Annotated in this window: 22 protein-coding genes; 10 read left to right on the forward strand and 12 right to left on the reverse strand. The window is 67.9% G+C overall.

The annotated features are described in order from the left end of the window. Nucleotides 1-15: 15 nt before the first annotated feature. Complete coding sequence (gene leuC, locus ASC76_RS05380; RefSeq protein WP_056463644.1) at nucleotides 16-1,425, reverse strand: 3-isopropylmalate dehydratase large subunit; 1,410 nt, start codon at nucleotides 1,423-1,425, stop codon at nucleotides 16-18. Between the two features lie 195 nt (nucleotides 1,426-1,620). Between leuC and ASC76_RS26420 the strand changes: the two genes are divergently transcribed. After that, nucleotides 1,621-4,632, forward strand: coding sequence for a S8 family serine peptidase (locus ASC76_RS26420; protein ID WP_056463647.1), 3,012 nt, complete (start codon nucleotides 1,621-1,623; stop codon nucleotides 4,630-4,632). Nucleotides 4,633-4,722: 90 nt separating this feature from the next. Here the strand turns inward: ASC76_RS26420 and ASC76_RS05390 are convergent, their stop codons facing one another. From ASC76_RS05390 to ASC76_RS05435, 10 genes are all read right to left on the reverse strand, one after another. Continuing rightward, nucleotides 4,723-5,148 (reverse strand): hypothetical protein, encoded by a 426-nt coding sequence (locus ASC76_RS05390; RefSeq protein WP_056463650.1) that lies wholly within the window; start codon nucleotides 5,146-5,148, stop codon nucleotides 4,723-4,725. A 73-nt stretch (nucleotides 5,149-5,221) separates the two neighbouring features. Beyond that, nucleotides 5,222-6,664 carry a PA domain-containing protein gene (locus ASC76_RS05395; RefSeq protein WP_082548802.1) on the reverse strand — a complete coding sequence of 481 codons (1,443 nt, stop codon included), beginning with the start codon at nucleotides 6,662-6,664 and terminating at the stop codon, nucleotides 5,222-5,224. Then, the gene (locus tag ASC76_RS05400) at nucleotides 6,651-7,103 is read right to left on the reverse strand and encodes a post-PEP-CTERM-1 domain-containing protein (RefSeq protein WP_157615324.1); all 453 of its coding nucleotides are present in this window, start codon (nucleotides 7,101-7,103) and stop codon (nucleotides 6,651-6,653) included. The genes ASC76_RS05395 and ASC76_RS05400 overlap by 14 nt, the downstream gene beginning before the upstream one ends. Before the next feature lie 212 nt (nucleotides 7,104-7,315). Then, a complete protein-coding gene (gene gltA, locus ASC76_RS05405; RefSeq protein WP_056463655.1) occupies nucleotides 7,316-8,629 on the reverse strand; it encodes a citrate synthase in 1,314 nt (437 codons plus the stop codon). 51 nt (nucleotides 8,630-8,680) lie between these two features. After that, nucleotides 8,681-8,947 (reverse strand): succinate dehydrogenase assembly factor 2, encoded by a 267-nt coding sequence (locus ASC76_RS05410; RefSeq protein ID WP_056463658.1) that lies wholly within the window; start codon nucleotides 8,945-8,947, stop codon nucleotides 8,681-8,683. A gap of 7 nt (nucleotides 8,948-8,954) precedes the next feature. After that, a complete protein-coding gene (locus tag ASC76_RS05415; protein ID WP_056463662.1) occupies nucleotides 8,955-9,656 on the reverse strand; it encodes a succinate dehydrogenase iron-sulfur subunit in 702 nt (233 codons plus the stop codon). A gap of 16 nt (nucleotides 9,657-9,672) precedes the next feature. Beyond that, entirely contained in the window at nucleotides 9,673-11,472 is a 1,800-nt protein-coding gene (sdhA, locus tag ASC76_RS05420; RefSeq protein ID WP_056466917.1) for a succinate dehydrogenase flavoprotein subunit, read from the reverse strand. 23 nt (nucleotides 11,473-11,495) lie between these two features. Next, a complete protein-coding gene (gene sdhD / locus ASC76_RS05425) occupies nucleotides 11,496-11,858 on the reverse strand; it encodes a succinate dehydrogenase, hydrophobic membrane anchor protein (protein ID WP_056463665.1) in 363 nt (120 codons plus the stop codon). 34 nt (nucleotides 11,859-11,892) lie between these two features. Beyond that, a complete protein-coding gene (gene sdhC / locus ASC76_RS05430) occupies nucleotides 11,893-12,282 on the reverse strand; it encodes a succinate dehydrogenase, cytochrome b556 subunit (protein ID WP_056463668.1) in 390 nt (129 codons plus the stop codon). A 143-nt stretch (nucleotides 12,283-12,425) separates the two neighbouring features. Next, nucleotides 12,426-13,184 (reverse strand): GntR family transcriptional regulator, encoded by a 759-nt coding sequence (locus ASC76_RS05435; protein WP_056463672.1) that lies wholly within the window; start codon nucleotides 13,182-13,184, stop codon nucleotides 12,426-12,428. A 174-nt stretch (nucleotides 13,185-13,358) separates the two neighbouring features. Between ASC76_RS05435 and ASC76_RS05440 the strand changes: the two genes are divergently transcribed. The 7 genes from ASC76_RS05440 (at nucleotide 13,359) to ASC76_RS05470 (ending at nucleotide 20,144) form a co-directional block, all read left to right on the forward strand. Next, nucleotides 13,359-14,345 carry a malate dehydrogenase gene (locus ASC76_RS05440; RefSeq protein WP_056463675.1) on the forward strand — a complete coding sequence of 329 codons (987 nt, stop codon included), beginning with the start codon at nucleotides 13,359-13,361 and terminating at the stop codon, nucleotides 14,343-14,345. Nucleotide 14,346: 1 nt separating this feature from the next. Then, nucleotides 14,347-15,348, forward strand: a complete 1,002-nt coding sequence (locus ASC76_RS05445) for a CoA ester lyase (RefSeq protein WP_056463678.1) — start codon at nucleotides 14,347-14,349, stop codon at nucleotides 15,346-15,348. A 97-nt stretch (nucleotides 15,349-15,445) separates the two neighbouring features. Continuing rightward, nucleotides 15,446-16,099 carry a hypothetical protein gene (locus ASC76_RS05450; protein ID WP_056463681.1) on the forward strand — a complete coding sequence of 218 codons (654 nt, stop codon included), beginning with the start codon at nucleotides 15,446-15,448 and terminating at the stop codon, nucleotides 16,097-16,099. Nucleotides 16,100-16,166: 67 nt separating this feature from the next. Then, complete coding sequence (locus tag ASC76_RS05455) at nucleotides 16,167-16,412, forward strand: AbrB/MazE/SpoVT family DNA-binding domain-containing protein (RefSeq protein WP_056463684.1); 246 nt, start codon at nucleotides 16,167-16,169, stop codon at nucleotides 16,410-16,412. Further along, nucleotides 16,412-16,834: a type II toxin-antitoxin system VapC family toxin gene (locus ASC76_RS05460; protein WP_056463687.1), complete on the forward strand. Its 423-nt coding sequence runs from the start codon at nucleotides 16,412-16,414 to the stop codon at nucleotides 16,832-16,834. Before ASC76_RS05455 ends, ASC76_RS05460 begins: the two co-directional genes overlap by 1 nt. A 53-nt stretch (nucleotides 16,835-16,887) precedes the next feature. Continuing rightward, nucleotides 16,888-19,497 (forward strand): bifunctional aconitate hydratase 2/2-methylisocitrate dehydratase, encoded by a 2,610-nt coding sequence (locus tag ASC76_RS05465; protein ID WP_056463690.1) that lies wholly within the window; start codon nucleotides 16,888-16,890, stop codon nucleotides 19,495-19,497. Beyond that, complete coding sequence (locus tag ASC76_RS05470; RefSeq protein WP_056463692.1) at nucleotides 19,497-20,144, forward strand: DUF2242 domain-containing protein; 648 nt, start codon at nucleotides 19,497-19,499, stop codon at nucleotides 20,142-20,144. Before ASC76_RS05465 ends, ASC76_RS05470 begins: the two co-directional genes overlap by 1 nt. A gap of 4 nt (nucleotides 20,145-20,148) precedes the next feature. Here ASC76_RS05470 and sbcB read toward each other — a convergent pair whose 3' ends face one another. Continuing rightward, entirely contained in the window at nucleotides 20,149-21,582 is a 1,434-nt protein-coding gene (sbcB, locus tag ASC76_RS05475) for an exodeoxyribonuclease I (protein ID WP_056463695.1), read from the reverse strand. Nucleotides 21,583-21,654: 72 nt separating this feature from the next. On the opposite strand from sbcB, the gene serC reads away from it, so the two are divergent. Then, entirely contained in the window at nucleotides 21,655-22,737 is a 1,083-nt protein-coding gene (gene serC / locus ASC76_RS05480; protein ID WP_056463697.1) for a 3-phosphoserine/phosphohydroxythreonine transaminase, read from the forward strand. After that, nucleotides 22,730-23,923, forward strand: a complete 1,194-nt coding sequence (locus ASC76_RS05485; protein ID WP_056463700.1) for a phosphoglycerate dehydrogenase — start codon at nucleotides 22,730-22,732, stop codon at nucleotides 23,921-23,923. The genes serC and ASC76_RS05485 overlap by 8 nt, the downstream gene beginning before the upstream one ends. The last annotated feature ends 91 nt before the right edge of the window (nucleotides 23,924-24,014 follow it).

Genomic DNA, 24,014 nt, shown 5'->3' on the forward strand with positions numbered 1-24,014 from the left:
GAATCCTGTGGGGGTTCAGCTCAGGCGGCTGACGTCGACGAAGTGGCCTTCGATCGCGGCAGCGGCCGCCATCGCCGGGCTGACCAGGTGGGTGCGGCCGCCCGCGCCCTGCCGCCCTTCGAAGTTGCGGTTGCTGGTCGAGGCGCAGCGCTCGCCCGGCTCGAGCCGGTCGGCATTCATCGCCAGGCACATCGAGCAGCCGGGCTCGCGCCACTCGAAACCGGCGCCCTTGAAGATCACGTCCAGGCCTTCGCGCTCGGCCTGCTCCTTCACCAGCCCCGAACCCGGCACGACCATCGCGAGCTTGACGTTCTTGGCGATGCGCTTGCGCAGGTGGCGCACCACGTTCGCCGCCTCGCGCAGGTCCTCGATCCGCGAGTTGGTGCACGAGCCGATGAAGACCTTGTCGATCAGGATGTCGACGATCGGCTTGTTCGGCTCCAGCGCCATGTACTGCAGCGCGCGTTCGATCGCGCCGCGCTTGCCGGCGTCCTTCTCGCGGTCGGGGTCGGGCACGCGGTCGTCGATCGACAGCACCATCTCGGGCGAGGTGCCCCAGGTCACCTGCGGGCGGATCGACGACGCGTCGAGCTCGACCACGGCGTCGAAGTGCGCACCGGGGTCGGTCTTCAGCGTGCTCCAGTAGCGCAGCGCCTGATCCCATTCGATGCCGCTCGGCGTGAACGGCCGGCCCTTGACGTAGGCGACGGTGCTTTCGTCGACGCCGATCAGGCCGGCCCGCGCCCCGGCCTCGATCGCCATGTTGCACACCGTCATGCGGCCTTCCATGCTCAGCGCGCGGATCGCCGAGCCGGCGAACTCGATCGTGTAGCCGGTGCCGCCGGCGGTGCCGATCTTGCCGATGATGGCAAGCACGACGTCCTTCGCGCTGACGCCGACACCGAGCTTGCCCTCGACCTTGACCAGCATGTTCTTCGCCTTGCGCGCCAGCAGCGTTTGCGTGGCCAGCACATGCTCGACCTCGCTGGTGCCGATGCCGTGGGCGAGTGCGCCGAATGCGCCGTGGGTGGAGGTGTGCGAATCGCCGCAGACCACCGTCATGCCCGGCAGCGTGGCGCCCTGCTCCGGCCCGATCACGTGGACGATGCCCTGGCGGCGGTCGTTCATCTTGAACTGCGTGATGCCGACGCGGTCGCAGTTGGCATCCAGCGTGTCGACCTGCAGCTTCGAGATCGGGTCGGCGATGCCGTGCGAGCGGTCGGTCGTCGGCACGTTGTGGTCGCTCACCGCCAGGTTCGCGGAAACGCGCCAGACCTTGCGACCCGCCAGGTCCAGGCCGTCGAACGCCTGCGGGCTGGTCACTTCGTGGACCAGGTGGCGATCGATGTAGAGCACGGCAGTGCCGTCGTCCTCGGTGTGGACGACGTGCTCGTCCCAGATCTTGTCGTACAGCGTGCGGAGCATGGTCGGACCGGTGGCGCCAGCGTTCTTGCGGCAGGACGATGATTTTAGGCGCAGCGCCTGAACGACCCCCGAACCAGGGGGTAGGGACAGTACGGTTGGTTCGACCACACTGAGCGGTGAAACTTCACGATCCTTAACGCTCGGGTGACCACAAGTTGCCAAAGCGCCTCATTTACATCGACTCAGGGCCTTCCGATGAAACTGATTTACTGGCAACCGGCTTTGGTGGCCGCGGCCATCATGGCGCTGACGGCCTGCGGGGGCGGCGACGGCGGGGCAAGCTCGTCCACCGCCCAATCCGCTTCGATGTCGACCGCGCTGTCGGTCAAGAACGTCACGGCCGGACAAGTCGAGCCGTCGGACGTCGCGGCCCGCGCCACCGGCACCGCCACCTTCGTCGTGCGCATGGCCGATGAACCGGTCACCGCGTACAAGGGCGGGCTGAAGGGCTACGCCGCGACCAAGCCGTCCGCCGGCAAGAAGATCGATCCCGATTCACCGGCCGTCGGCAATTACAAGGGCTACCTCGCCGCGCGCCACGACGCCGCGCTCGCCGCGGTCGGTGGCGGCACCAAGGTGTACAGCTACGGCTATGTCTTCAACGGCTTTGCCGCCAAGCTGACCGAAGCCCAGGCGCAGAAACTGGCGCAGACGCCCGGCGTTCTTTCGGTGTCGCGCAACGAGATCAGGACCAAGGACACCTCGACCACTCCGGCCTTCCTGGGCCTGAGCGGCCCGACCGGTTTCTGGGCGACCAAGGGCACCGGCGAAGGCGTCATCATCGGCATCATCGACACCGGCATCTGGCCCGAACATCCGAGTTTCTCGGACCGCACCGGAACCAACGGCAACGGCACGCAGGACGGCAAGCTGTCGTACCAGCAGATCCCTGGCTGGCACGGCAAGTGCCAGAACGGCGACCAGTTCAGCAACTCGAACTGCAACCAGAAGCTGATCGGCGCGCGCTACTACAACGCTGGCTTCGGCGGCGATGCCGGTGTCGCCGCAGAACTGCCGTGGGAGTTCAATTCGCCACGCGACTACGACGGCCACGGCACCCACACGGCGAGCACGGCCGGCGGCAATGAAGGCGTCCAGGCGACCGGGGTCACTGCGGCACTGGGCAAGATTTCCGGCATGGCGCCTCGCGCCCGCATCGCCGCCTACAAGGCGTTGTGGACCCAGTCCGACGGCACGGGCTCGGGCTTCACGGACGACTTGGTAGCCGCGATCGACCAAGCGGTGGCCGACGGCGTCGACGTGATCAACTATTCGATCAGCGGCTCGCAGACCAGCTTCCGCGATCCGGTCGAAATCGCGTTCCTCTACGCTGCCGACGCGGGCGTGTTCGTGGCGACTTCGGCGGGCAACAGCGGCCCGACGATCAGCACCGTCGCGCACCCCAGCCCGTGGGTCACGACGGTGGCCGCCGGCACGCACACCCGCAGCATTTCGGGTGGCTCGGTCACGCTCGGCAACGGAGTGACCTACTCCGGCAGCGGCTACCTGCTGACCGCCGGCCCGGCGCCGTTGGTCGATGCCGGCACGGTCGGCGTCGCTGGCGCGAATGCGGCCACGCTGGCGCTGTGCTATGGCGCGGCGGACGACGGCGTGGCCCGCCTCGACCCGGCCAAGGTGAGCGGCAAGATCGTGCTCTGCGAGCGCGGCGGCAACGTGCTCGTCAACAAGGCCGCAGCGGTGAAGGCCGCTGGCGGTGTCGGCATGGTGCTCGTCAATACGCCGACCAGCAACACCACGACGCCGTTCGTCGCCTATGACATCGCGGCAGTCCACTTGACGGTGGCGGCGTACGCGCCGCTCAAGGCGTATGTCGGGACGGCCAACCCGACGGCGACGATCGGCCGCGCCGACATCCTGACCAACGTGCCCGCGCCCTACACGGCCGACTTCTCCTCGCGCGGCCCGCTGCGTGCCAGTGGCAGCCTGCTCAAGCCCGACCTGATCGCGCCGGGGCAGGACATCCTCGCCGGCGTCGCGCCGCCGAACAACAACGGCAAGCTGTTCGACCTGTACAGCGGCACCTCGATGTCGAGCCCGCACGTGGCCGGCACCGCGGCGCTGATGAAGCAGATTCATCCGGATTGGTCGCCGATGGCGATCAAGTCGGCGTTGATGACCACCGGCACGGACGTGCTCGATGGCCCGAACACGAATCCGCTGGTCATCTTCCGCCAGGGCGCCGGCCACGTGCGGCCGATGAACGCCGCCGATCCGGGCCTGGTGTTCGATTCGGGCTTCAGCGACTGGTTCGGTTTCCTGTGCGGCACCCAGCTGCCGGTGTCGTTCTGCACATCGGCCGGCGTGCCGGTCATCGAGCCGAGCAACTTCAACGGCGCGTCGATCGCGCTGGGCAAGCTGGCGGGTTCGCAGAGGGTCACGCGCACGGTCACGAACGTCGGCGGCGCTGAAGAAACGTACACGTTCTCGGTGGCCGGCATGTCGGGCATCAACGTGACGCTGCCGGGCGCCTTGACGGTGGGCAAAGGCAAGTCCGCCAAGTTCGAGCTGACCTTCACGACGACCACGGCGGCGCTGAACGCCTACACCGGCGGCCAGCTCACGCTGACCGGCAACAAGGGTCACGTCGTTCGCATCCCGGTGGTGGCGAACCCGGTCGCTCTAGCGGCGCCGGTCGAGGTGACGGGCTCGTACAACGTGACCTTCGGCTATTCGGGTCCGTTCACGGCGACCGCCCGGGGGCTCGTGCCGGCAGCCACGCAGGCCGGCTCGGTCCAGACCAACACCTCGAAGGATTTCACCGTCGACGTGCCGGCGGGCCAGACCTACCTGCGCTTCTCGCTGTTCGACGCCAATGTCAGCCAGGCGAGCGATCTCGACCTCGAGGTCTACCGCAACGGCGTGCTCGTGGGCTCGAGCGGCAGCGGCACCTCGGCCGAAGAGGTGAACTTCGTCAACCCGCCCGCGGGCACGTATACGGCGCGCGTCGTCGGGTTCGCGGTGCCGGTCGGCGCGGCTGACTTCACGTTGTTCAGCTGGACGCTCGGCAGCGCATTGGCCGGCAACATGACGGTGGCTGCACCGGCAACCGCCACGCTCGGCCAGACCGGCAACATCGGCCTGACGTTCAGCGGCCTGGCCACCAAGACGAAGTACCTCGGCTCGGTGGCCTACAGCGGCGCATCCGGCATGCCGAACCCGACGATCGTGCGGGTCGACGCGCCCTGACCGCCCTCGGCCGGACGACGTCGCCGGCCGGCACAAAAAAGAAGGCCCCGCGGTACCGACCGCGGGGCCTTTCTTTGGCGCGGACGAAGGTCAGTACACGGCCGAGCGCGGCGCCGGGTCGGTCGCACGCCCCGGCGGGCACAGCTGCGGCTCGCCACGCATCGAGGCGTGGTAGTCGAGTTGTTCGGTGCCGGACTGGATGCGGATCCGGTAGCCCGGCACCAGCGCCATCGTGTACATGCGCCCGGGCATCGGGCAGCCGAGCGAACCGTCGGGCCAGGTCACGCGCTCCGCGCTCAGCAGCGTCGGCGCCGCAGCACCCGGCGCTGCGCGACGCATCGCATCGGCCAGGGCGGCCTGCGTCATCGCGTGAAGATCGGCATTCATCGGCATCCACTCCTTCGTGGCGGGCGGCGCAGGCGGGCGGGCCGCGTCCTCTCGACCCTGCGCCGCGCAACCGCCGGCCAGCACCAACGCCGCCAGCATCGGGATCGTGGGGAAGGCCCTGTCGCTCATGGACCGGTTGTACCGCGATCCAAAGAAAAAGGCACGGCGTGTGCCGTGCCTTTCGAGGTGGAAGCGACCGTTCTTACCAGCCGATGTCCTTCAGCAGCTCGAAGGTCATGTCGGCCGGCATCACGACGGTGTGCAGCAGGTCGGCGTTGATCGCGGGCTCCATCAGCTGGTTGGGGAACGCGATCGTGTCCCAGTGCGACACCGACGACCCGCTCTGGTACGGGTTCGGCGTGTACATCAGCGCGCGACCGAAGGCGTCGGCACCTGCGTACTGCGCCGTGTTCACATCGAAGCGACCGATCACGCCGCCGGAGCGCTCGGCCAGCGCCTTCTTGATCAAGGTGCCGGCCTCCAGCGTGATGCGCACCGACGGGATCGTGATGGTCGGGTCGGTCCCGCTCATCCCCGCCGGCGGTCCGCCGGCGACGTTGTCGACGATGACCACGCCCTTCGCGCCGGCCGCCTGCATGATCGCGGCCTTCACCGCAAACCCGCAGACGCCGCGATCGACCACGGCGACCTTGCCCTGGAACGCATTGCCCGCCACCGGCGTGCACGCGAGCCCGGTGCCGTTCGGCTGGTCGACCAGCTGCACCATCTGGCCGGTGACAGGCGTGGTGCTGAGCGGCGGTCCGAACGAGGCCCCCCCGACGTCGTAGGTACCGGCGGCACCGCCGGCTGCGCCGTAGACCTGCAGGCGCGGCGTGCCCGCGGACAGCGCCATCGGCACTGCCTTGGTGACGTTCGCCCCGGTCCACGACAGCTGCCGCGGCTTCAACGCCGACGCGGCACGCTCGGCGCTCGTCATGTTGATCCACAGCTTGCCGGTGGTGTCGTCCATCAGGTAGTAGTCCCAGATCGACGGCTGGCCGAAGAACACGTCGCCGGTGGCACCACTCGTGAAGGTCTGGAAGCCCAGGCCGTGGCCGAACTCATGCAACAGCACCGTGACCAGGTCGATCGCCGTGCCGTGGTTGTTGTCCAGGCCGAGGTAGAACGGCGAACCCGGCAGGCAGTTCGAGAACAGGCCCAGGCGCGAGTTGAAGCGGGCCTGGATGTCCTGGCCCTGCGGGTCACCTTCGCTCAGGTCGGTACCGGCCAGCTTGTTGGCGAGCGCCTGCGGGTACCAGGCGCCGGCCTTCGCCGCGTTCGGGAAGTCGCTCCAGATGTTGTACGCCCCAGCGCTGCCCAGCACTGCGCTGGTGGCGGTGCAGGTCAGCGGCTCGAACGACGCGCGGATCTTGATGGTCTGCGAGCTTGTCAGCGTCGCGCCCCAGATGTCGGCCGCGGCCTGGAAGGCGATCAGGCGCTGCTGCCCCAGCGTCGTGCCGGCGTTGCCGCCGACCGGCGCGGCAGGCGTCGGGTCGTTGAAGCCGACGCCAGGCGCGTTGGTGTTCATGATCACGATCGTGGCCGCGGCCTGCGCCGTGGCCGTCAATGTGCCCAGTGCGGCAACCAGGGCCGCTCCGGCGAGCGCGCCGCCGACCCGACCCCATGCGGACTTATTGGTGGTCATGGTCGTGCCCCTTCTTGCTGGCCTTGGCGCTCGTGGCGGCGGTCGGCTTGGCGAGGACGATCTTCTCGGCCGCCTCGGCGCCGGTGACGCACGCGGTGTCGAGGCTGCCGTCGGCCTGGCGGGTCACGACCGAATACGACAGGAATGCATCGCCGGCGCGCACGCCCTTCGCGCCGTTGGCGCCCTGGATGCGCACCGGTGCGGCGGCCGCTTCGGCAGCGGCCGTCGAGGGGGTGCGAGCAGCTGCACGGGCGGCCTTTTCCTCGTCCTGCATCGCCTTGAATTCTTCATGGGTCGGCGCGCGCAGCACGCCGGTGACCGGGTCGCGCACCACGCGCATGCCGATGCTGTCGTTGCCGGCCATCGCCGCCGGTGTCGCGAAGGCCGCGAGGCACAACGCCGCGCCGGCCAACGCCAAGGGATTGATCGCAAGTGTCATTGCAGCTTCCTGTGGGTAGGGTGGAAAGGAACCGTCGAGGTCACTCGTAGCGCCACGCGCGGCGAAGTCACGATAGGGGATGACGATGCAAAAGCCGTTCCCGGGAAACCCTCGGACGCCCCACCTGTTCAGGGGGGCCGGACAAAAAAAAGCCCCGCGTCGCCGCGGGGCCGTGGGCGCGGCGCCTGCGCGCCGCGAAGTTCCTGCAGCGATCAGCGGCGCTGCGCGATCGGCGCGACGTTGCGCGGCGTCGAGCCGCTGAACAGCTGGCGCGGCCGGCCGATCTTGTATTCCGGGTCGCCGATCATCTCGTTGAGCTGCGCGATCCAGCCGACGGTGCGGGCCAGCGCGAAGATCGCGGTGAACAGCGTGACCGGGATGCCGATCGCGCGCTGCACGATGCCGGAGTAGAAGTCGACGTTCGGATAGAGCTTGCGCGAGACGAAGTAGTCGTCCTCGAGGGCGATCTTCTCGAGCGCCATCGCGAGCTTGAAGATCGGGTCGTTGTGCAGGCCGAGCGCGTCCAGCACCTCGTGGCAGGTCTCGCGCATCAGCTTGGCGCGCGGGTCGTAATTCTTGTAGACGCGGTGCCCGAAGCCCATCAGCTTGACGTTCGAGTTCTTGTCCTTCACCTGCTTGATGAAATCGCCGATCTTCTCGACGCCGCCCATGCGCTGCACGTCCTCGAGCATGTTCAGCGCCGCCTCGTTGGCACCGCCGTGCGCGGGGCCCCACAGGCAGGCCACGCCGGCCGCGATCGCCGCGAACGGGTTGGTGCCCGACGAGCCGCACAGGCGCACCGTCGAGGTCGAGGCGTTCTGCTCGTGGTCGGCGTGCAGGATGAAGATGCGGTCCATCGCGCGCACCAGCACCTCGTTCGGCTCGTACTCCTCGCACGGCGTCGCGAACATCATGCGCATGAAGTTGCCGGCGTACGAGAGGTCGTTCTTCGGGTAGATGTAGGGCTGGCCGACGGTGTACTTGTAGGCCATCGCCACCAGCGTGGGCATCTTCGCGATCAGGCGGATCGCGGCGATGTCGCGGTGCTCGGCGTTGTGGATGTCGGTGCTGTCGTGATAGAAGGCCGACATCGCGCCGACCAGGCCGGTCATGATGGCCATCGGGTGCGCGTCGCGGCGGAAGCCGCGCAGGAAGAACTGCATCTGCTCGTTGACCATCGTGTGGTTCGTGACGAGCTTGGTGAAGTCGGTCTTCTGGGTCGCGTTGGGCAGTTCGCCCTTGAGCAGCAGGTAACAGGTCTCGAGGTAGTCGCAGTTTTCGGCGAGCTGCTCGATCGGGTAGCCGCGATACAGCAGCTCGCCCTTGTCGCCGTCGATGTAGGTGATCGTCGAGTTGCACGACGCCGTCGACAGGAAGCCCGGGTCGTAGGTGAACTTGCCGGTCTGCGCGTAGAGCTTGCGGATGTCGATCACGTCGGGGCCGATGCTGCCCTTGTAGATCGGCAGATCCATGGTGGGGCTGCCATCGGAGAACGACAGCGTGGCTTTCACGTCGGACGGGGTCATGATCTTTCCTTCAAGTGCCTAGAGTGCCTAAGGGGTGTGAACTCGCTTGCGTCACGCGGGCACGCGCATCATGCGCAGCACCTGCACCACGTCGTCTCTCTCCAGCTCCCCGGCGGGCTCCTGGCGGGCCAGCAGCAGGTCGAGCAGGTCGTTGTCGGACAGGTCCATCAGGATCAGCAAACCCTGGGCCTGATCTTCGGTCAACTGCGCCGCGTGGCGCTTGAAGAAGCGCTCGATGAACAGGTCGTTCTCGAGCAGGCCGCGGCGACACCGCCAGCGCAGCTTGCTCAACGCCCGTTCGTCAATCAACGCTTCCATCTCGAGGTCAGACGGCGCGGCGCACCATCAGTTCCTTGATCTTGCCGATCGCGCGCGTCGGATTCAGGCCCTTCGGGCAGACGTCGACGCAATTCATGATCGTGTGGCAGCGGAACAGGCGGTACGGGTCCTCGAGGTTGTCGAGGCGGCCCGCGGTGTCCTGATCGCGGCTGTCGGCAATGAAGCGGTAGGCCTGCAGCAGGCCGGCCGGGCCGACGAACTTGTCCGGGTTCCACCAGAAGCTCGGGCAGCTCGTCGAGCAGCTCGCGCACAGGATGCACTCGTACAGACCGTTCAGCTCGTCGCGCTCTTCGGGCGACTGCAGGCGCTCCTTCTCGGGCGGCGTCTCGTCGTTGACGAGGTACGGCTTGATCGAGTTGTACTGCTTGAAGAACTGAGTCATGTCGACGATCAGGTCGCGGATCACCGGCAGGCCGGGCAGCGGCTTCAGCACGATCACGCCGGGCAGCGTGCGCATGTTGGTCAGGCAGGCCAGGCCGTTCTTGCCGTTGATGTTCATCGCGTCCGAGCCGCACACGCCTTCGCGGCACGAGCGGCGGAAGCTCAGCGACGGATCGACCGCCTTGAGCTTGTTCAGCGCGTCGAGCAGCATGCGCTCGTGGCCGTCGAGCTCGACCTCGATCGTCTGCATGCGCGGCTTGGCGTCGGTGTCGGGGTCGTAGCGGTAGATCTGGAACGTGCGCTTCATGTGATTCTTTCCCGGATCAGAACGTGCGAACCTTCGGCGGCACCGACTCGACGGTCAGCGGCTTCAGGTTGACCGGCTTGTACTCGAGGCGGTTGCCCTCCGAGTACCAGAGCGAATGCTTCATCCAGACCTCGTCGTTGCGCCCGTTCGGGTGCTCGGGCGTGTCGGCGTAGTCGTCGACGGTGTGCGCGCCGCGGCTCTCGTGGCGCGCGGCGGCCGAGATCATCGTCGCCATGGCCGCCTCGATCAGGTTGTCGACCTCGAGCGCCTCGATCCGCGCGGTGTTGAACACCTTGCTCTTGTCGGCGAGGTGGATGCCCTTGACGCGTTCGGCCAGCGCCTTGATCTCGACCACGCCGGCGTCCATCAGCTTCTGGGTGCGGAACACGCTGGCGTGCTGTTGCATCGAGTTGCGGATGTCGTTGGCCACGTCCTGCGCATACTCGCCGCCGGTCGAGCCGTCCAGCCGTGCCAGGCGCGCGAGCGTGAAGTCGGCCGCGTCGGCCGGCAGCGGCTTGTGCTGCTTCGCCTTCAGGCCGCTGTCGACGATGTGGTTGCCGGCCGCCTTGCCGAACACCAGCAGGTCGAGCAGCGAGTTCGTGCCCAGGCGGTTCGCGCCGTGGACACTCACGCAGGAGCATTCGCCGACGGCGTACAGGCCGTTCACCACCGCGTTGGGGTTGCCGTCCTTCGGCGCCACGACCTGGCCGTGGATGTTGGTCGGCACGCCGCCCATCTGGTAGTGGATGGTCGGCACGACGGGAATCGGTTCCTTCGTGATGTCGACGTTCGCAAAGTTGTGGCCGATCTCGAGCACGCTGGGCAGGCGCTTGGCGATGGTCTCGGCGCCGAGGTGGGTCATGTCGAGGACGATGTAGTCCTTGTTCGGCCCGCAGCCGCGACCTTCCTTGATCTCCTGGTCCATGCAGCGCGAGACGAAGTCGCGCGGCGCCAGGTCCTTCAGCGTCGGCGCGTAGCGCTCCATGAAGCGCTCGCCGTCGCTGTTGCGCAGGATCGCGCCCTCGCCGCGGCAGCCTTCGGTCAGCAGCACGCCGGCGCCGGCCACGCCGGTCGGGTGGAACTGCCAGAACTCCATGTCCTCGAGCGGGAGGCCGGCGCGCGCCGCCATGCCCAGGCCGTCGCCGGTGTTGATGAACGCGTTGGTCGAGGCCGCGAAGATGCGCCCTGCTCCGCCGGTGGCGAGCAGCACGGTCTTGGCCTCCAAGATGTGGACTTCGCCGGTCTCCATCTCGAGCGCCGTGACGCCGACCACGTCGCCGTCGGCATCGCGAATCAGGTCGAGCGCCATCCACTCGACGAAGAAGTTGGTGCGCGCCTTGACGTTCTGCTGGTAGAGCGTGTGCAGCATCGCGTGGCCGGTGCGGTCGGCCGCGGCGCAGGCGCGCTGGACCGGCTTCTCGCCGTAGTTGGCGGTGTGGCCACCGAACGGGCGCTGGTAGATCGTGCCGTCGGGGTTGCGGTCGAACGGCATGCCGAAGTGCTCGAGCTCGTAGACGACCTTCGGCGCCTCGCGGCACATGAACTCGATCGCGTCTTGATCACCGAGCCAATCGGAGCCCTTGACGGTGTCGTAGAAGTGGTAGTGCCAGTTGTCCTCGCTCATGTTGCCGAGCGAGGCGCCGATGCCGCCTTGCGCCGCCACCGTGTGCGAGCGGGTCGGGAACACCTTGGAGAGCACGGCCACGTTCAGGCCGGCGAGCGACAGTTGCAGCGAGGCGCGCATGCCGGAGCCGCCGGCGCCGACGATGACGACGTCGAACTTGCGCCGCGACAGCGAGGCCGTGCCGGCCGACATCTTGGGAATTGCCGATTGCATTCTCAAAGTCTCCAAAGAACCTGGATGGCCCAGCCGGCGCAGCCGACCAGCCAGACGATCGTGGCCACCTGCAGCGCGAGGCGCGCACCCACCGATTTCACGTAGTCCATCAACACGTCGCGCACACCGACCCACACGTGCACGAGCAGCGACACGATCACGACGAAGGTCAGCACCTTCATCCACTGCCGCGAGAAGATGCCGGCCCACTTGTCGTAGCCCATCTCGCCGGGCATCAGCACCTGAACGATGACCGCCAGCGTGAACAACGCCATCAGCGTGGCCGTGACGCGCTGCGAAAGCCAGTCGCGCAGACCGTAATGCGCGCCGACGACGGTGCGCTTCGAACCGAAACTCTGTGCCATGAAGGGGCGCCTCAGTGGTGACTTGGAAAAGCGATCAGAAGAAGAACAGCTTGGCACCGAGCGCGAGGGTCAGCACGATGCTGACGGCCAGCGTGACGATGGCCGACGTGCGCCCGAACTCCTTGCTCACCGCCTCGTGCGACACGTCCATCCACAGGTGGCGCAGGCCAGCGATCAGGTGATGGAGGTAGGCCCAGATCAACGCGAGCGCGACCAGCTTGTAGAACCAGCCCGGCAGCAGCCCGGTGCCCGATCGGAAGACCGAGGCGAACTGGCTGTAGCTGATCTCGGACGTGAGGCTGGTGTCGAACATCCAGATCACGAACGGCAGGAGCACGAACATCACGAGACCGCTCGCGCGGTGCAGGATCGACACGACGCCGGCCAGCGGGAGCCGGTACCCCAGCGCATCGATCAGCCGCATGTTCTCGCCGGGCCTGGTTTTTTTGACTGCTTCTGCCGTGTGTGCCATGAAGAAACCTTGTTCTGATCTGTCGAAACCGGTGCGTAACCGAACGATTTTATTGCAATGCAGCACCACGCGCCGTGGCCGGAGCCGAAATCAAGTCAGCTGAGGTCATTGCGATAGTAGTGAGACGCCGTGCTGTAAAGGCCGCGGCGCAGTTCGACCGGCTTGTCGCCGTAGGTCATCGACAAGCGCTCCACGCTCAGCAGCGGCGCGCCGAGCGGCAGCGCGAGCAGCTCGGCGCTGGCCGCCTGCGCGGCGACGGCGCGGATTTGCTCCTCGGCGCGGATCATGCGAACACCGAATTCGGTCTCGAACAGGCCGTACAGCGGCCCCCGGTAGGCCGCGAGCCGCTCGCCGGTCAGCCCCTTGAACAGCGCGGACGGCAGCCAGATGTCGTCGAACACGACGGGCGTCCCGCGGAACGACAGCACCCGGCGAACACGGATCACCGGGTCGCTGGCGCGCAGATGCAGCGCGCGCGCCACCTCGGCCGGCGCGCGCTGGCGCCTGCAATCGATCAGCCGGCGCGTCATGCCGCCGGTCTCGCCGCTGTCCGGCATCAGGCGCAGGAAGCGGAACTGGACGTGTTCCTCGGCATGCGTCGCGACGAACGTGCCCTTGCCCTGCCGGCGCACGAGCAGGTTCTCGGCGGCGAGCTCGTCGATGGCCTTGCGCACGGTGCCCTGGCTCACCTTGAAACGGGCTGCGAGTTCCATCTCGCTCGGGATCGCTTCTCCCGGCCGCCACTCGGCGTGCTGCAGGCTCTTGGTCATCAGCGCCTTGATCTGCTGATAGAGCGGACTGAAGGCGGGGCCGACCGGCGCGTCGGCCGAGGCGGGCGGGGAGATCACGGACATGCCCCGATTGCAGCACAAAGTGGCCCGAATCGCCGTCCGACGACTGGTTTATGTCTTATAGAAGACATCAGACTCATCGCTCCGGGTCGGAAAATCGGTGACAACCCGCAGTGCGGCCTGCACTCTGGCCTAAACTCGCAGACGATCTTTTCACCATTCCTTCGGAGAATCCGCATGAGCAAGAAACCCGTTCGCGTCGCCGTCACCGGCGCCGCTGGCCAGATCGGTTACGCCGTCCTGTTCCGCATCGCCTCGGGCGAGATGCTGGGCAAGGACCAGCCGGTGATCCTGAGCCTGCTCGAAGTGCCGATGGAAAAGCCGCAGGCCGCGCTGAAGGGCGTGATCATGGAGCTCGAGGACTGCGCGTTCCCGCTGCTGGTCGGCATCGAAGCGCACGGCGACCCGATGACCGCCTTCAAGGATGCCGACTACGCGCTGCTGATCGGCTCGCGCCCGCGCGGCCCGGGCATGGAACGTGCCGAACTGCTGGCCGTCAATGCCGAGATCTTCACCGCCCAGGGCAAGGCGCTCGACAAGGTGGCCAGCCGCAACGTCAAGGTGCTGGTGGTCGGCAACCCGGCGAACACCAACGCCTACATCGCGATGAAGAGCGCGCCCAGCCTGCCGCGCGAGAACTTCACCGCGATGCTGCGTCTCGATCACAACCGCGCGCTGAGCCAGGTTGCGGCCAAGACCGGCAAGCCGGTGGCCGACATCGAGAAGCTCGCGGTCTGGGGCAACCACTCGCCGACCATGTACGCCGACTACCGCTTCGCGACGATCGGCGGCGCCAGCGTCAAGGACATGATCAACGACCAGGTCTGGAACGCCGAGACCTTCCTGCCGACCGTCGGCAAGCGCGGCGCGGCGATCATTGCGGCGCGCGGCGTCTCGTCTGCCGCTTCCGCCGCCAACGCCGCGATCGACCACATGCGCGACTGGGCGCTGGGCACGCAAGGCAAGTGGGTCACGATGGGCGTGCCGTCGAACGGCGAGTACGGCATTCCGAAGGACGTGATGTTCGGGTTCCCGGTCACGACCGAGAACGGCCAGTACAAGATCGTCGAGGGCCTGCCGATCGACGCGTTCAGCCAGGAGCGCATCAACGTCACCTTGGCGGAACTCCAGGGCGAGCAAGACGGCGTCAAGCACCTGCTGTAAGGTGACCCACCCCCGCGACGCGCTGTTCGACGCCGGGGACGCCGCCCCGGCGATCCCGGTGTGCGACCACTATTGCGGGGTCGAGGCGCGCATGCGCAAGAGCCTCGCGCTGCAGGCCGAGATGGGCCCGGTGTTCGACGTCACGCTCGATTGCGAGGACGGCGCGCCGGTCGGCGGCGAGGCCGAGCACGCGCGCATGGCGGCCGAGCTGGTGATGTCGTCCGCCAACGCGTTCGGTCGCGTCGGCGCACGGGTTCACCCGGTCGATCATCCCAGCTTCGCCGACGACGTGGCCACCTTGGTCGCCCGCGCCGGCACGCGGCTCGCGTACCTGATGGTGCCCAAGCCGCGCGACGCGCGGGAGTTGCAGCGCGCCTGCGCCGAGATCGACCACCAGATCCGCGTCCACCAGCTCGCGCGGCCGATTCCGGTCCACGCGCTGATCGAGACCCACGGCGCGCTGCGCGACGTGGCGGCGATCGCGGCGAACCCGCGCATCGAGTCGCTGTCGTTCGGTCTGATGGATTTCGTCTCCGCGCATCGGGGCGCGATACCGGCCTCCGCCATGGGCGTCGACGGTCAGTTCACGCATCCGCTGGTGGTGCGCGCCAAGCTCGAGATCGCCGCGGCCTGCCACGGGTTCGCGAAGGTGCCGTCCCACTGCGTCGTCACCGAGTTCAACGACGAACGCGCCATCTCCGCTGCGGCCACGCGCGCCGCGCGCGAGTTCGGCTATGCGCGGATGTGGAGCATCCACCCGAACCAGATCGAGCCGATCGTCGAGGCGTTCGCGCCGAGCGCGGCTGAAACCGATCTGGCGATCGAGATCATCACCGCAGCGCAGGACGCCCAGTGGGCGCCGATCAGCCACCGCAGCACGCTGCATGACCGCGCGAGCTACCGTTACTTCTGGCAGGTGCTGGAACGCGCCAAGCGAACCGGCCAGCCGCTTCCTGCAAACGTGCTGACACGGTTCTTTCCGCCGGTTGCGGCCGCGGCGTGATGGCTGCACGGCTGCGCCGCGCGTCCGTTGCGCACCGGCACGCACGATGGCCCCACGCGGCCACAATCGCGGCTCCTCATTCAGTCACCCACACACCATGACGATTCAATCTTCGACGTTCGCCCTGGCCGCCGCCTTCGCCCTCAGTGTCGCTGCGCCGGTCGCCCTCGCGCAGACGGCGCCCGCCAAGAAGGCCGCGCCGGCTAAGAGCACACCGAAGAAGGCAGCCGCCCCCAAGAAGGTCGTCGAGCCGCCGCCGCCGCCGGCCGCCGCGGGCCCGGAGCAGATCGACGCCGCCGAGCGCGTCTTCTACGGCCTCTACGACTGCGAGTTCAAGCAGACGATCGACATCGTCGCCAGCGCCAAGTTCCCGGCGTATGTGGAAGTCAAGCACGGCAAAGCCGACTACCTGATGAAGCCGGTGCTGTCGTCGACCGGCGCGATCCGACTCGAGGACGTGCGCGGCGAGACGCTGATGGTGCAAATCGTCAACAAGTCCATGCTGTTGAACGTCAAGACCGCGCAGCGCATCGTCGACGACTGCGTCAGCCCGAAGCAGCGCGAGCTGATCGAGGCGGCGCGTGTCGCCAAGGCCGCCGCGGCCGCCTCCGGCGCCGCGCCGGCTGCCGGGAACATGCTTTCGGGCCCGGCGCCGACGCCGACCCCACCGGCACCCGCCACATCGAGCGCGTCGGACGCCGCATCGGCGCCGGCAATGACCACGGCGCCCGCTTCTGCCCCGCTGAAGTAACCCCGCGCCGCAAGTACGCTTCGGGAAGTATGTACAATTCATGCATACTTCATCGAAGGAGCGCGTCATGGAAGCCACCGTTGCCGAACGCGGACAGATCACGCTGCCCAAGGCCGTGCGCGATGCGCTCGGGCTGACCAAGGGCACGCAACTGAAGGTCGAGCTCGACGGCGGCCGCATCATCCTGCGCAAGAACGTCGACGACGCGATCTCGCGGGCGCGCGGCCGCTTCAAGCTCGCCGAAGGCTTGACGACCGACGACGTGATGCGCGAGTTGCGCGGTCGGGCCCCGGGCGATCCCGTCGACGCCTGATGATCGCTATCGACTCTTCGGTCCTGATCGACCTGCTCGGCGAGGACGCCGGCGCCGATTCCGCGGAGGCCTGCGTGCGCGACGCGCTCGCCCACGGCCCCGTCGTGCTGTGCGACGTGGTCGTCAGCGAGATCACCGCCGGGCTCGGCCACGGCTCCGAGATCATGGACGTGGTCGAGGAGATGGGCATGAGCTTCCTGCCTGTCGAGCGCAAGGCTGCGATCCGCGCCGGGGAAATGCAACGGCGCTACAAGCAGCGCCTGCGCGCGCTCGGCAAGGAGAGCGCAGGCCAGCGCGCCGTGCCCGACTTCATCGTCGGGGCACATGCCTTGCTTCAGTGCAGCGCACTGATCACCCGCGACGCCGGCTTCTTCCGCGACTATTTCAAGGGCCTGAAGGTCATCGTGCCGAAAGCGGCCTGACGTTCCTCCTCCGCCCGCCCCCTCCCACTCTCTCACGAACACCAGGAGCTCCCATGCTGCAAGCCTACCGTCAACACGTTGCCGAACGCGCCGCCCTCGGCATCCCGCCGCTGCCGCTGTCGGCCCAGCAGACCGGAGAACTGATCGAGCTGCTGAAGGCCCCGCCGGCCGGCGAGGAGACCACGCTGCTCGACCTGATCACGCACCGCGTGCCGGCCGGCGTCGACGACGCGGCCAAGGTCAAGGCGAGCTACCTCGCCGCGGTCGCGCACGGCACCGAGATCTCGCCGCTGATCAGCCGCGTGCGCGCCACCGAGCTGCTCGGCACGATGCTCGGCGGCTACAACATCAGCCCGCTGGTCGACCTGCTGGACGACGTCTCGGTCGGCGCGGTCGCCGCCGAGGGCCTGAAGAAGACGCTGCTGATGTTCGACCAGTTCCACGACGTGCAGGAGAAGGCCGAGAAGGGCAACGCCAACGCCAAGGCCGTGTTGCAGAGCTGGGCCGATGCCGAGTGGTTCACCTCGCGCCCGGAAGTGCCGAAGTCCATCACCGTCAGCATCTTCAAGGTCGCCGGCGAGATCAACACCGATGATCTTTCCCCCGCGCCGGACGCCTGGAGCCGCCCCGACATCCCGATGCACGCGCTGGCGATGCACAAGAACCCGCGCCCGGGCATCGTGCCGGAGGAAGAAGGCAAGCGCGGCCCGGTCAAGTTCATCGAGGAGCTGCGCGCACGCGGCAACCTCGTCGCCTACGTGGGCGACGTTGTCGGCACCGGCTCGTCGCGCAAGTCGGCGACCAACTCGGTCCTGTGGTTCACCGGCGAAGACATCCCGTTCGTGCCGAACAAGCGCTTCGGCGGCGTCTGCCTGGGCGGCAAGATCGCGCCGATCTTCTACAACACGATGGAAGACTCGGGCGCGCTGCCGATCGAGCTCGACGTGAGCCAGATGAACATGGGCGACGTGGTCGAGCTGCGCCCCTACGACGGCAAGGCGCTGAAGGACGGCAAGGTGATCGCCGAATTCAGCGTCAAGAGCGACGTGCTGTTCGACGAGGTGCGCGCCGGCGGCCGCATCCCGCTGATCATCGGCCGCGGCCTGACGGCCAAGGCGCGTGAAGCGTTGGGCCTGCCGGTCAGCACCCTCTTCCGCCTGCCGCAAAACCCGGTCGACACCAAGAAGGGCTTCAGCCTCGGCCAGAAGATGGTCGGCAAGGCCTGCGGCCTGCCGATCGTGAACGGCCAGCAGCAGGGCGTGCGCCCCGGCACGTATTGCGAGCCGCGCATGACCAGCGTCGGCTCGCAGGACACCACCGGCCCGATGACCCGCGACGAGCTGAAAGACCTGGCCTGCCTGGGCTTCAGCGCCGACCTGGTAATGCAGTCGTTCTGCCACACCGCGGCCTACCCGAAGCCGGTCGACGTGAAGATGCACCACGAGCTGCCCGACTTCATCAGCACCCGCGGAGGCATCTCGCTGCGCCCGGGTGACGGCGTGATCCACAGCTGGCTGAACCGCCTGTTGCTGCCCGACACCGTGGGCACCGGCGGCGACTCGCACACCCGCTTCCCGATCGGCATCAGCTTTCCGGCCGGCTCCGGCCTGGTCGCGTTCGCCGCCGCCACCGGCGTGATGCCGCTCGACATGCCGGAGAGCGTGCTGGTGCGCTTCAAGGGCACGATGGCGGATGCTTCAAAGCGCGGCGTCACCCTGCGCGACCTGGTCAACGCGATCCCGCTGTACGCGATCAAGGCCGGGCTGCTGACGGTCGAGAAGAAGGGCAAGAAGAACATCTTCTCGGGCCGCATCCTCGAGATCGAGGGCCTGCCGGACCTGAAGGTCGAACAGGCCTTCGAGCTGAGCGACGCCTCGGCCGAGCGCAGCGCCGCCGGCTGCACGGTCAAGCTGAACAAGGAGCCGATCGCCGAGTACATCAACAGCAACATCACGATGATGAAGTGGATGATCGCGAACGGCTACTCGGACGCCCGCTCGCTCGAGCGCCGCATCAAGGCGCAGGAAGCCTGGCTCGCGAACCCCGAGCTGCTCGCGGGTGATGCCGACGCCGAGTACGCCGCCGTGATCGAGATCGACCTGGCCGACGTGCACGAGCCGATCGTCGCCTGCCCGAACGACCCGGACGACGTGAAGACCCTGTCCGACGTGGCCGGCGCGAAGATCGACGAAGTGTTCATCGGCTCGTGCATGACCAACATCGGCCACTTCCGCGCCGCCAGCAAGCTGCTCGAAGGCAAGCGCGACATCCCGGTCAAGCTGTGGGTCGCCCCGCCGACCAAGATGGACGCCAAGAAGCTCAGCGACGAAGGCCACTACGGCGTGCTCGGCAATGCCGGCGCGCGCATGGAGATGCCGGGCTGCAGCCTGTGCATGGGCAACCAGGCGCAGGTGAAGGAAGGCGCCACGGTGTTCAGCACCAGCACCCGCAACTTCCCGAACCGGCTCGGCAAGAACTCGAACGTCTACCTCGGTTCGGCCGAGCTGGCCGCCATCTGCTCCAAGCTCGGCCGCATCCCGACCCGCGAGGAGTACATGGTCGACATGGGCGTGCTGACCGCCGCCAGCGGCACCGTCTACAAGTACCTGAACTTCGACCAGATCGAGGAGTTCACCGACGCGGCGGCCAGCGTCGGGGCGTGATGCACAAGGCGTGGCGGCCCCTCGGGGCCGCGCTTTCTTCGCTGGTCGCAGGCGCGCTGCTGGCGTCGTGCGGAAGCCTCGGCGGCGGCCGCGTCAAGCTCGAGCCGGAAGCGTTCGGCTCGACGACGACGCACTCGCGCCGCTTCGACTCGGCGCCCGCCTACACCTGCGAGGCGGCACGGCGCGCGTTGCTCAGCCAGGGCTTCGTGATCACCGCGGCCGACGGTGAGCGCGTCAATGGCCGCAAGTATTTCCAGCCCGAGCCCGAGGTGCACGTGCAGCTCGAGTTCCACACCGTCTGTGCGCCGGACGGGCGCGGCGGTCGCGCGACGCTGGCCTTCGTCAACGCGCTGCAGGACCGCTACGCGCTGAAGAAGAGCAACAACTCGGCGAGCGTCGGCGTCGGCGCGATCGGCTCGTTGTCGCTGCCGTTCACGTCGAGCGACGATTCGCTGGTCAAGGTCGCGAGCGAGACGATCACGTCGGCGCCCTTCTACGACCGCTTCTACAAGCTGCTGCAGCGCTACCTCGTGGCCGATGCGGAACTTGTCGAGCCGAAGGCCGAGCCGATGGTGATCGCGCCGGTGCCGCCCGCCGCGGCCGCTTCCGCTGCGATGCCGGCGGCCAGCGCCGCGTCGGCGCCCTGAAGGGTCAGTCCCGCTCGGGCGCGATCTCGGTCGCGTAGTCGACCAGCGCGCCGAGGATCTCCTGCGTACGCTCGTCGGCGTCCTCGCCGAGCGCATCGACCTCGTCGAGGAACGCCTGCAGCGTCAGCGCGCCGCCGGCGCCGTCGTGCAGCCGGTGCGCGCAGTGCTCGGTCCACTGCGTCTGCTCGGCGTCGCTCAAGGTCTCGGGAAAGTTGCGGGCGCGGTAGCGAAACAGCAATTCGTTGAGGCGCGCGTCCGCGAACGCCGGACGCTTCTCGGCGAGTTGCACGCCGTTCAGCGTGCGCAGCTTCTGAAGCGTGCGCCGGTCCTCGTTGCCGACGAAGCCGCCGTACAGGTCCTCGTCGACGTCGGTCGTGCCCTCGCGCGCCGGGCGCTCGAAGATCGCCGGCCACATGCCGGCCAGCAGGTGCGCCTGCGCCGCGATCGATTCCGCGTGGTGCAGCGCCAGCGGGATGTCGAGGCCCCACTTGGCGGCCATCGCGTCGTTCAGCGTCTTCAGGTTGCCGATCACGATCGGCGACTTGTTGATGTGGATGGTCTTGATCGGCAGCCGCGTCACGCCGTCGGGCAGCTCGTCGCTGCGCGTGAACATGCGGGTGCGGATCGCGTCGACGCCGAGCGTGAAGAGCTCGTCCGGCGCGGAGGCCAGGTCCCACACGATGACCTCGTTCTTGTTGGTCGGGTGCGGCGCCAGCGGCCAGACCGGCGCGATGCAGCCGCGCTCGACGCCGTACATGCCCGAGACATGCAGGAACGGCTTGCCCACGCCCATCTCGCGCACGACTTCGTGCTTGCTGCGCAGCCGCAGGCAGAAGTCCCACAGCCGCGGCTGGCGCGCCTTGATCAGCCGGGCCAGCGCGATCGTCGCGCGCACGTCCGACAGCGCATCGTGCGCGGCCGCGTGCGCGATGCCGTTCGCGGCGGTCAGGTGCTCGAGCTTGAACGACGGCCGGCCATCGTCGTGCACCGGCCATTCGATGCCCTCGGGCCGCAGCGCCCAGGTGGTGCGCACCACGTCGAGCAGGTCCCAGCGGCCGCATTCGTTCTGCCATTCGCGCGCATACGGGTCGATCAGGTTGCGCCAGAACAGGTGGCGCGTGACCTCGTCGTCGAAGCGGATCGAGTTGTAGCCGACGCCAATCGTGCCGGGCCGCGCCAGCTCCTGCTCGATCGCGTCGGCGAAGCGGTGCTCCGGCACGCCTTGCGCGAGGCACTGCTGCGGCGTGATGCCGGTCAGCACGCAGGCGCCCGGCTCGGGCAGGAAATCGGGCGCGGGCCGGCAGAACTGCATCAGAGGCGCGCCGATCTCGTTCAGGTCGGCGTCGGTGCGCACGCCGGCGAACTGGGACGGCCGGTCGCGGCGCGGCACGCGGCCGAAGGTTTCGTAGTCGTGCCAGAAGAAGGTCGTGTCGGCCATGCGAGGAATCTAACAGGCGCTTCGGCTAAGCTAGCCAGCCCCGTTGCAACCCGCCCCCGGAGAACCGCTCCCATGACCCGTGTCTTCAACTTCAGCGCCGGCCCTGCCGCCCTGCCCGAATCCGTGCTGCGCCAGGCGGCCGACGAGATGCTCGACTGGCACGGCTCGGGCATGTCGGTGATGGAGATGAGCCACCGCGGCAAGGAGTTCATCTCGATCCACGCCGAGTGCGAAGCGCTGCTGCGCGAACTGCTGGCCGTGCCCGCCAATTACAAGGTGCTGTTCATGCAGGGCGGCGCGATCGGCGAGAACGCGATCGTGCCGATGAACATGCTGCGCGGCCGCGCCAGCGCCGACTACGTCAACACCGGCGAGTGGTCGAAGAAGTCGATCAAGGAGGCGGGCAAGTACGCCAAGATCAACGTCGTCGCCAGCTCCGAAGCGACGAAGTTCGACCGCGTGCCGCCGCGCGACACCTGGAAGCTCGACCCGAACGCCGCCTACGTGCACATCTGCGCGAACGAGACGATTGGCGGCGTCGAGTACCACTTCACGCCCGACGTCGGCGACGTGCCGCTGATCGCCGACGTGTCCTCCAACATCATGTCGCGCCCGCTCGACGTGTCGAAGTTCGGCCTGCTCTACGGCGGCGCGCAGAAGAACATCGGGCCGGCGGGCCTGACGATCGTCATCGTGCGCGAGGACCTGCTCGGCGGCGCGCTGCCGATCACGCCGTCGGCCTTCAACTACGCCGAGCAGGCCGCCAACGACTCGATGCTGAACACGCCGCCGACCTACGCGATCTACATCGCCGGCCTCGTGTTCAGGTGGATCAAGGAGCGCGGCGGCCTCACCGCGATGGAGACGCACAACCGCAAGAAGGCGGCGGTGCTCTACGACTTCCTCGACGCCACGTCGTTCTACAACAGCCCGATCCAGCGCGCCGACCGCTCGCTGATGAACGTGCCGTTCAAGCTGAAGGACGAGGCGCTCGACGCCGCGTTCCTGAAGGGCGCCGAGGAACGGGGCATGCTGCAGCTGAAGGGCCACCGCGCGGTCGGCGGCATGCGCGCGTCGATCTACAACGCGATGCCGATCGAAGGCGTGCAGGCGCTGGTCGCCTACATGAAGGAGTTCGAGGCCCGCCATGGCTGAGGCGTCGAGGTTCCAGGTCCTGGTGCTGAACCAGGTCTCGGCCAACGGCCTGAAGCGGCTGCCGCCCGAGATGTACGCGGTCGGCAAGGACATGGCCGCGCCCGACGCGGTGCTGGTGCGCTCGGCCGACATGCATGCGCTGTCGATCCCGCCCAGCGTCGTCGCGATCGCACGGGCCGGTGCCGGCACCAACAACATCCCGGTCAAGGCGATGAGCGAGCGCGGCGTGCCGGTGTTCAACGCGCCGGGCGCCAACGCCAACGCCGTCAAGGAGCTGGTGCTCGCGGCGATGCTGATGACCGCGCGCAACCTGGCACCGGCGCTGCGCTTCGTCGCGGGGCTGGACACCGCGTCGCCCCACCTGGACAAGACCGTCGAGGACGGCAAGAAGGCGTTCGCCGGCTTCGAGCTGGCCGGCCACACGCTGGGCATCGTCGGCCTGGGCAAGGTGGGCTGCCTGGTCGCCGATGCGGCGATCAAGCTCGGCATGGAGGTCCACGGCTTCGACCCGCACATCACGGTCGACGCGGCCTGGAGCCTGCCCGCGCAGGTCCGGAAAGCCGCGAGCGTCGCCGACGTGCTGAAGAACGCCGACTTCGTGACGCTGCACGTGCCGCTGATCGACGCGACGCGTGACCTCGTCAATGCCGACAACCTGAGCCTGATGCGCCCCGGCGCGGTGCTGCTGAACTTCTCGCGCGACGGCGTCGTCAACGAGGCGGCAGTGCTGAAGGCGCTCGATGCGCGCCGCCTCGCCTGGTACGCCTGCGACTTCCCGAGCGCGGCCGCGCACGCCCACCCGAAGGTGCTCGCGCTGCCGCACCTGGGGGCGTCGACCGCGGAGGCGGAAGAGAACTGCGCGATCATGGTCGTCGACCAGCTGCGCGACTTTCTCGAGCACGGCAACGTCGTCAACGCCGTCAACTTCCCGCAGGTGGACATGGCGCGCGAGTCGGCCTACCGCGTCGCGATCGCCAATTCCAACGTGCCGAACATGCTCGGGCAGATCTCGACCGCGATGGCCACCGCCGGCCTGAACATCCACAACATGGTCAACAAGTCGCGCGGCGACATGGCCTACACGCTGGTCGACGTGGACAGCCCGGTGGCTGACCCGGTGCTCGATTCGCTGCGCGCGATCGACGGAGTGTTGTCTGTGCGCTATTTGCCTCATCAAACCCCCTAAGCCATGCAGCTCGACGCTTCGCATTTCTGTTAGAAATGTGAACCAAATGTGACCCGGGCAAAACGCCGGGCGCGCTGCGAGGAGTCGGGTG

It is taken from the genome of Rhizobacter sp. Root404, assembly GCF_001425865.1.
In the GTDB taxonomy this organism is placed as follows: Bacteria; Pseudomonadota; Gammaproteobacteria; order Burkholderiales; family Burkholderiaceae_C; genus LMDS01.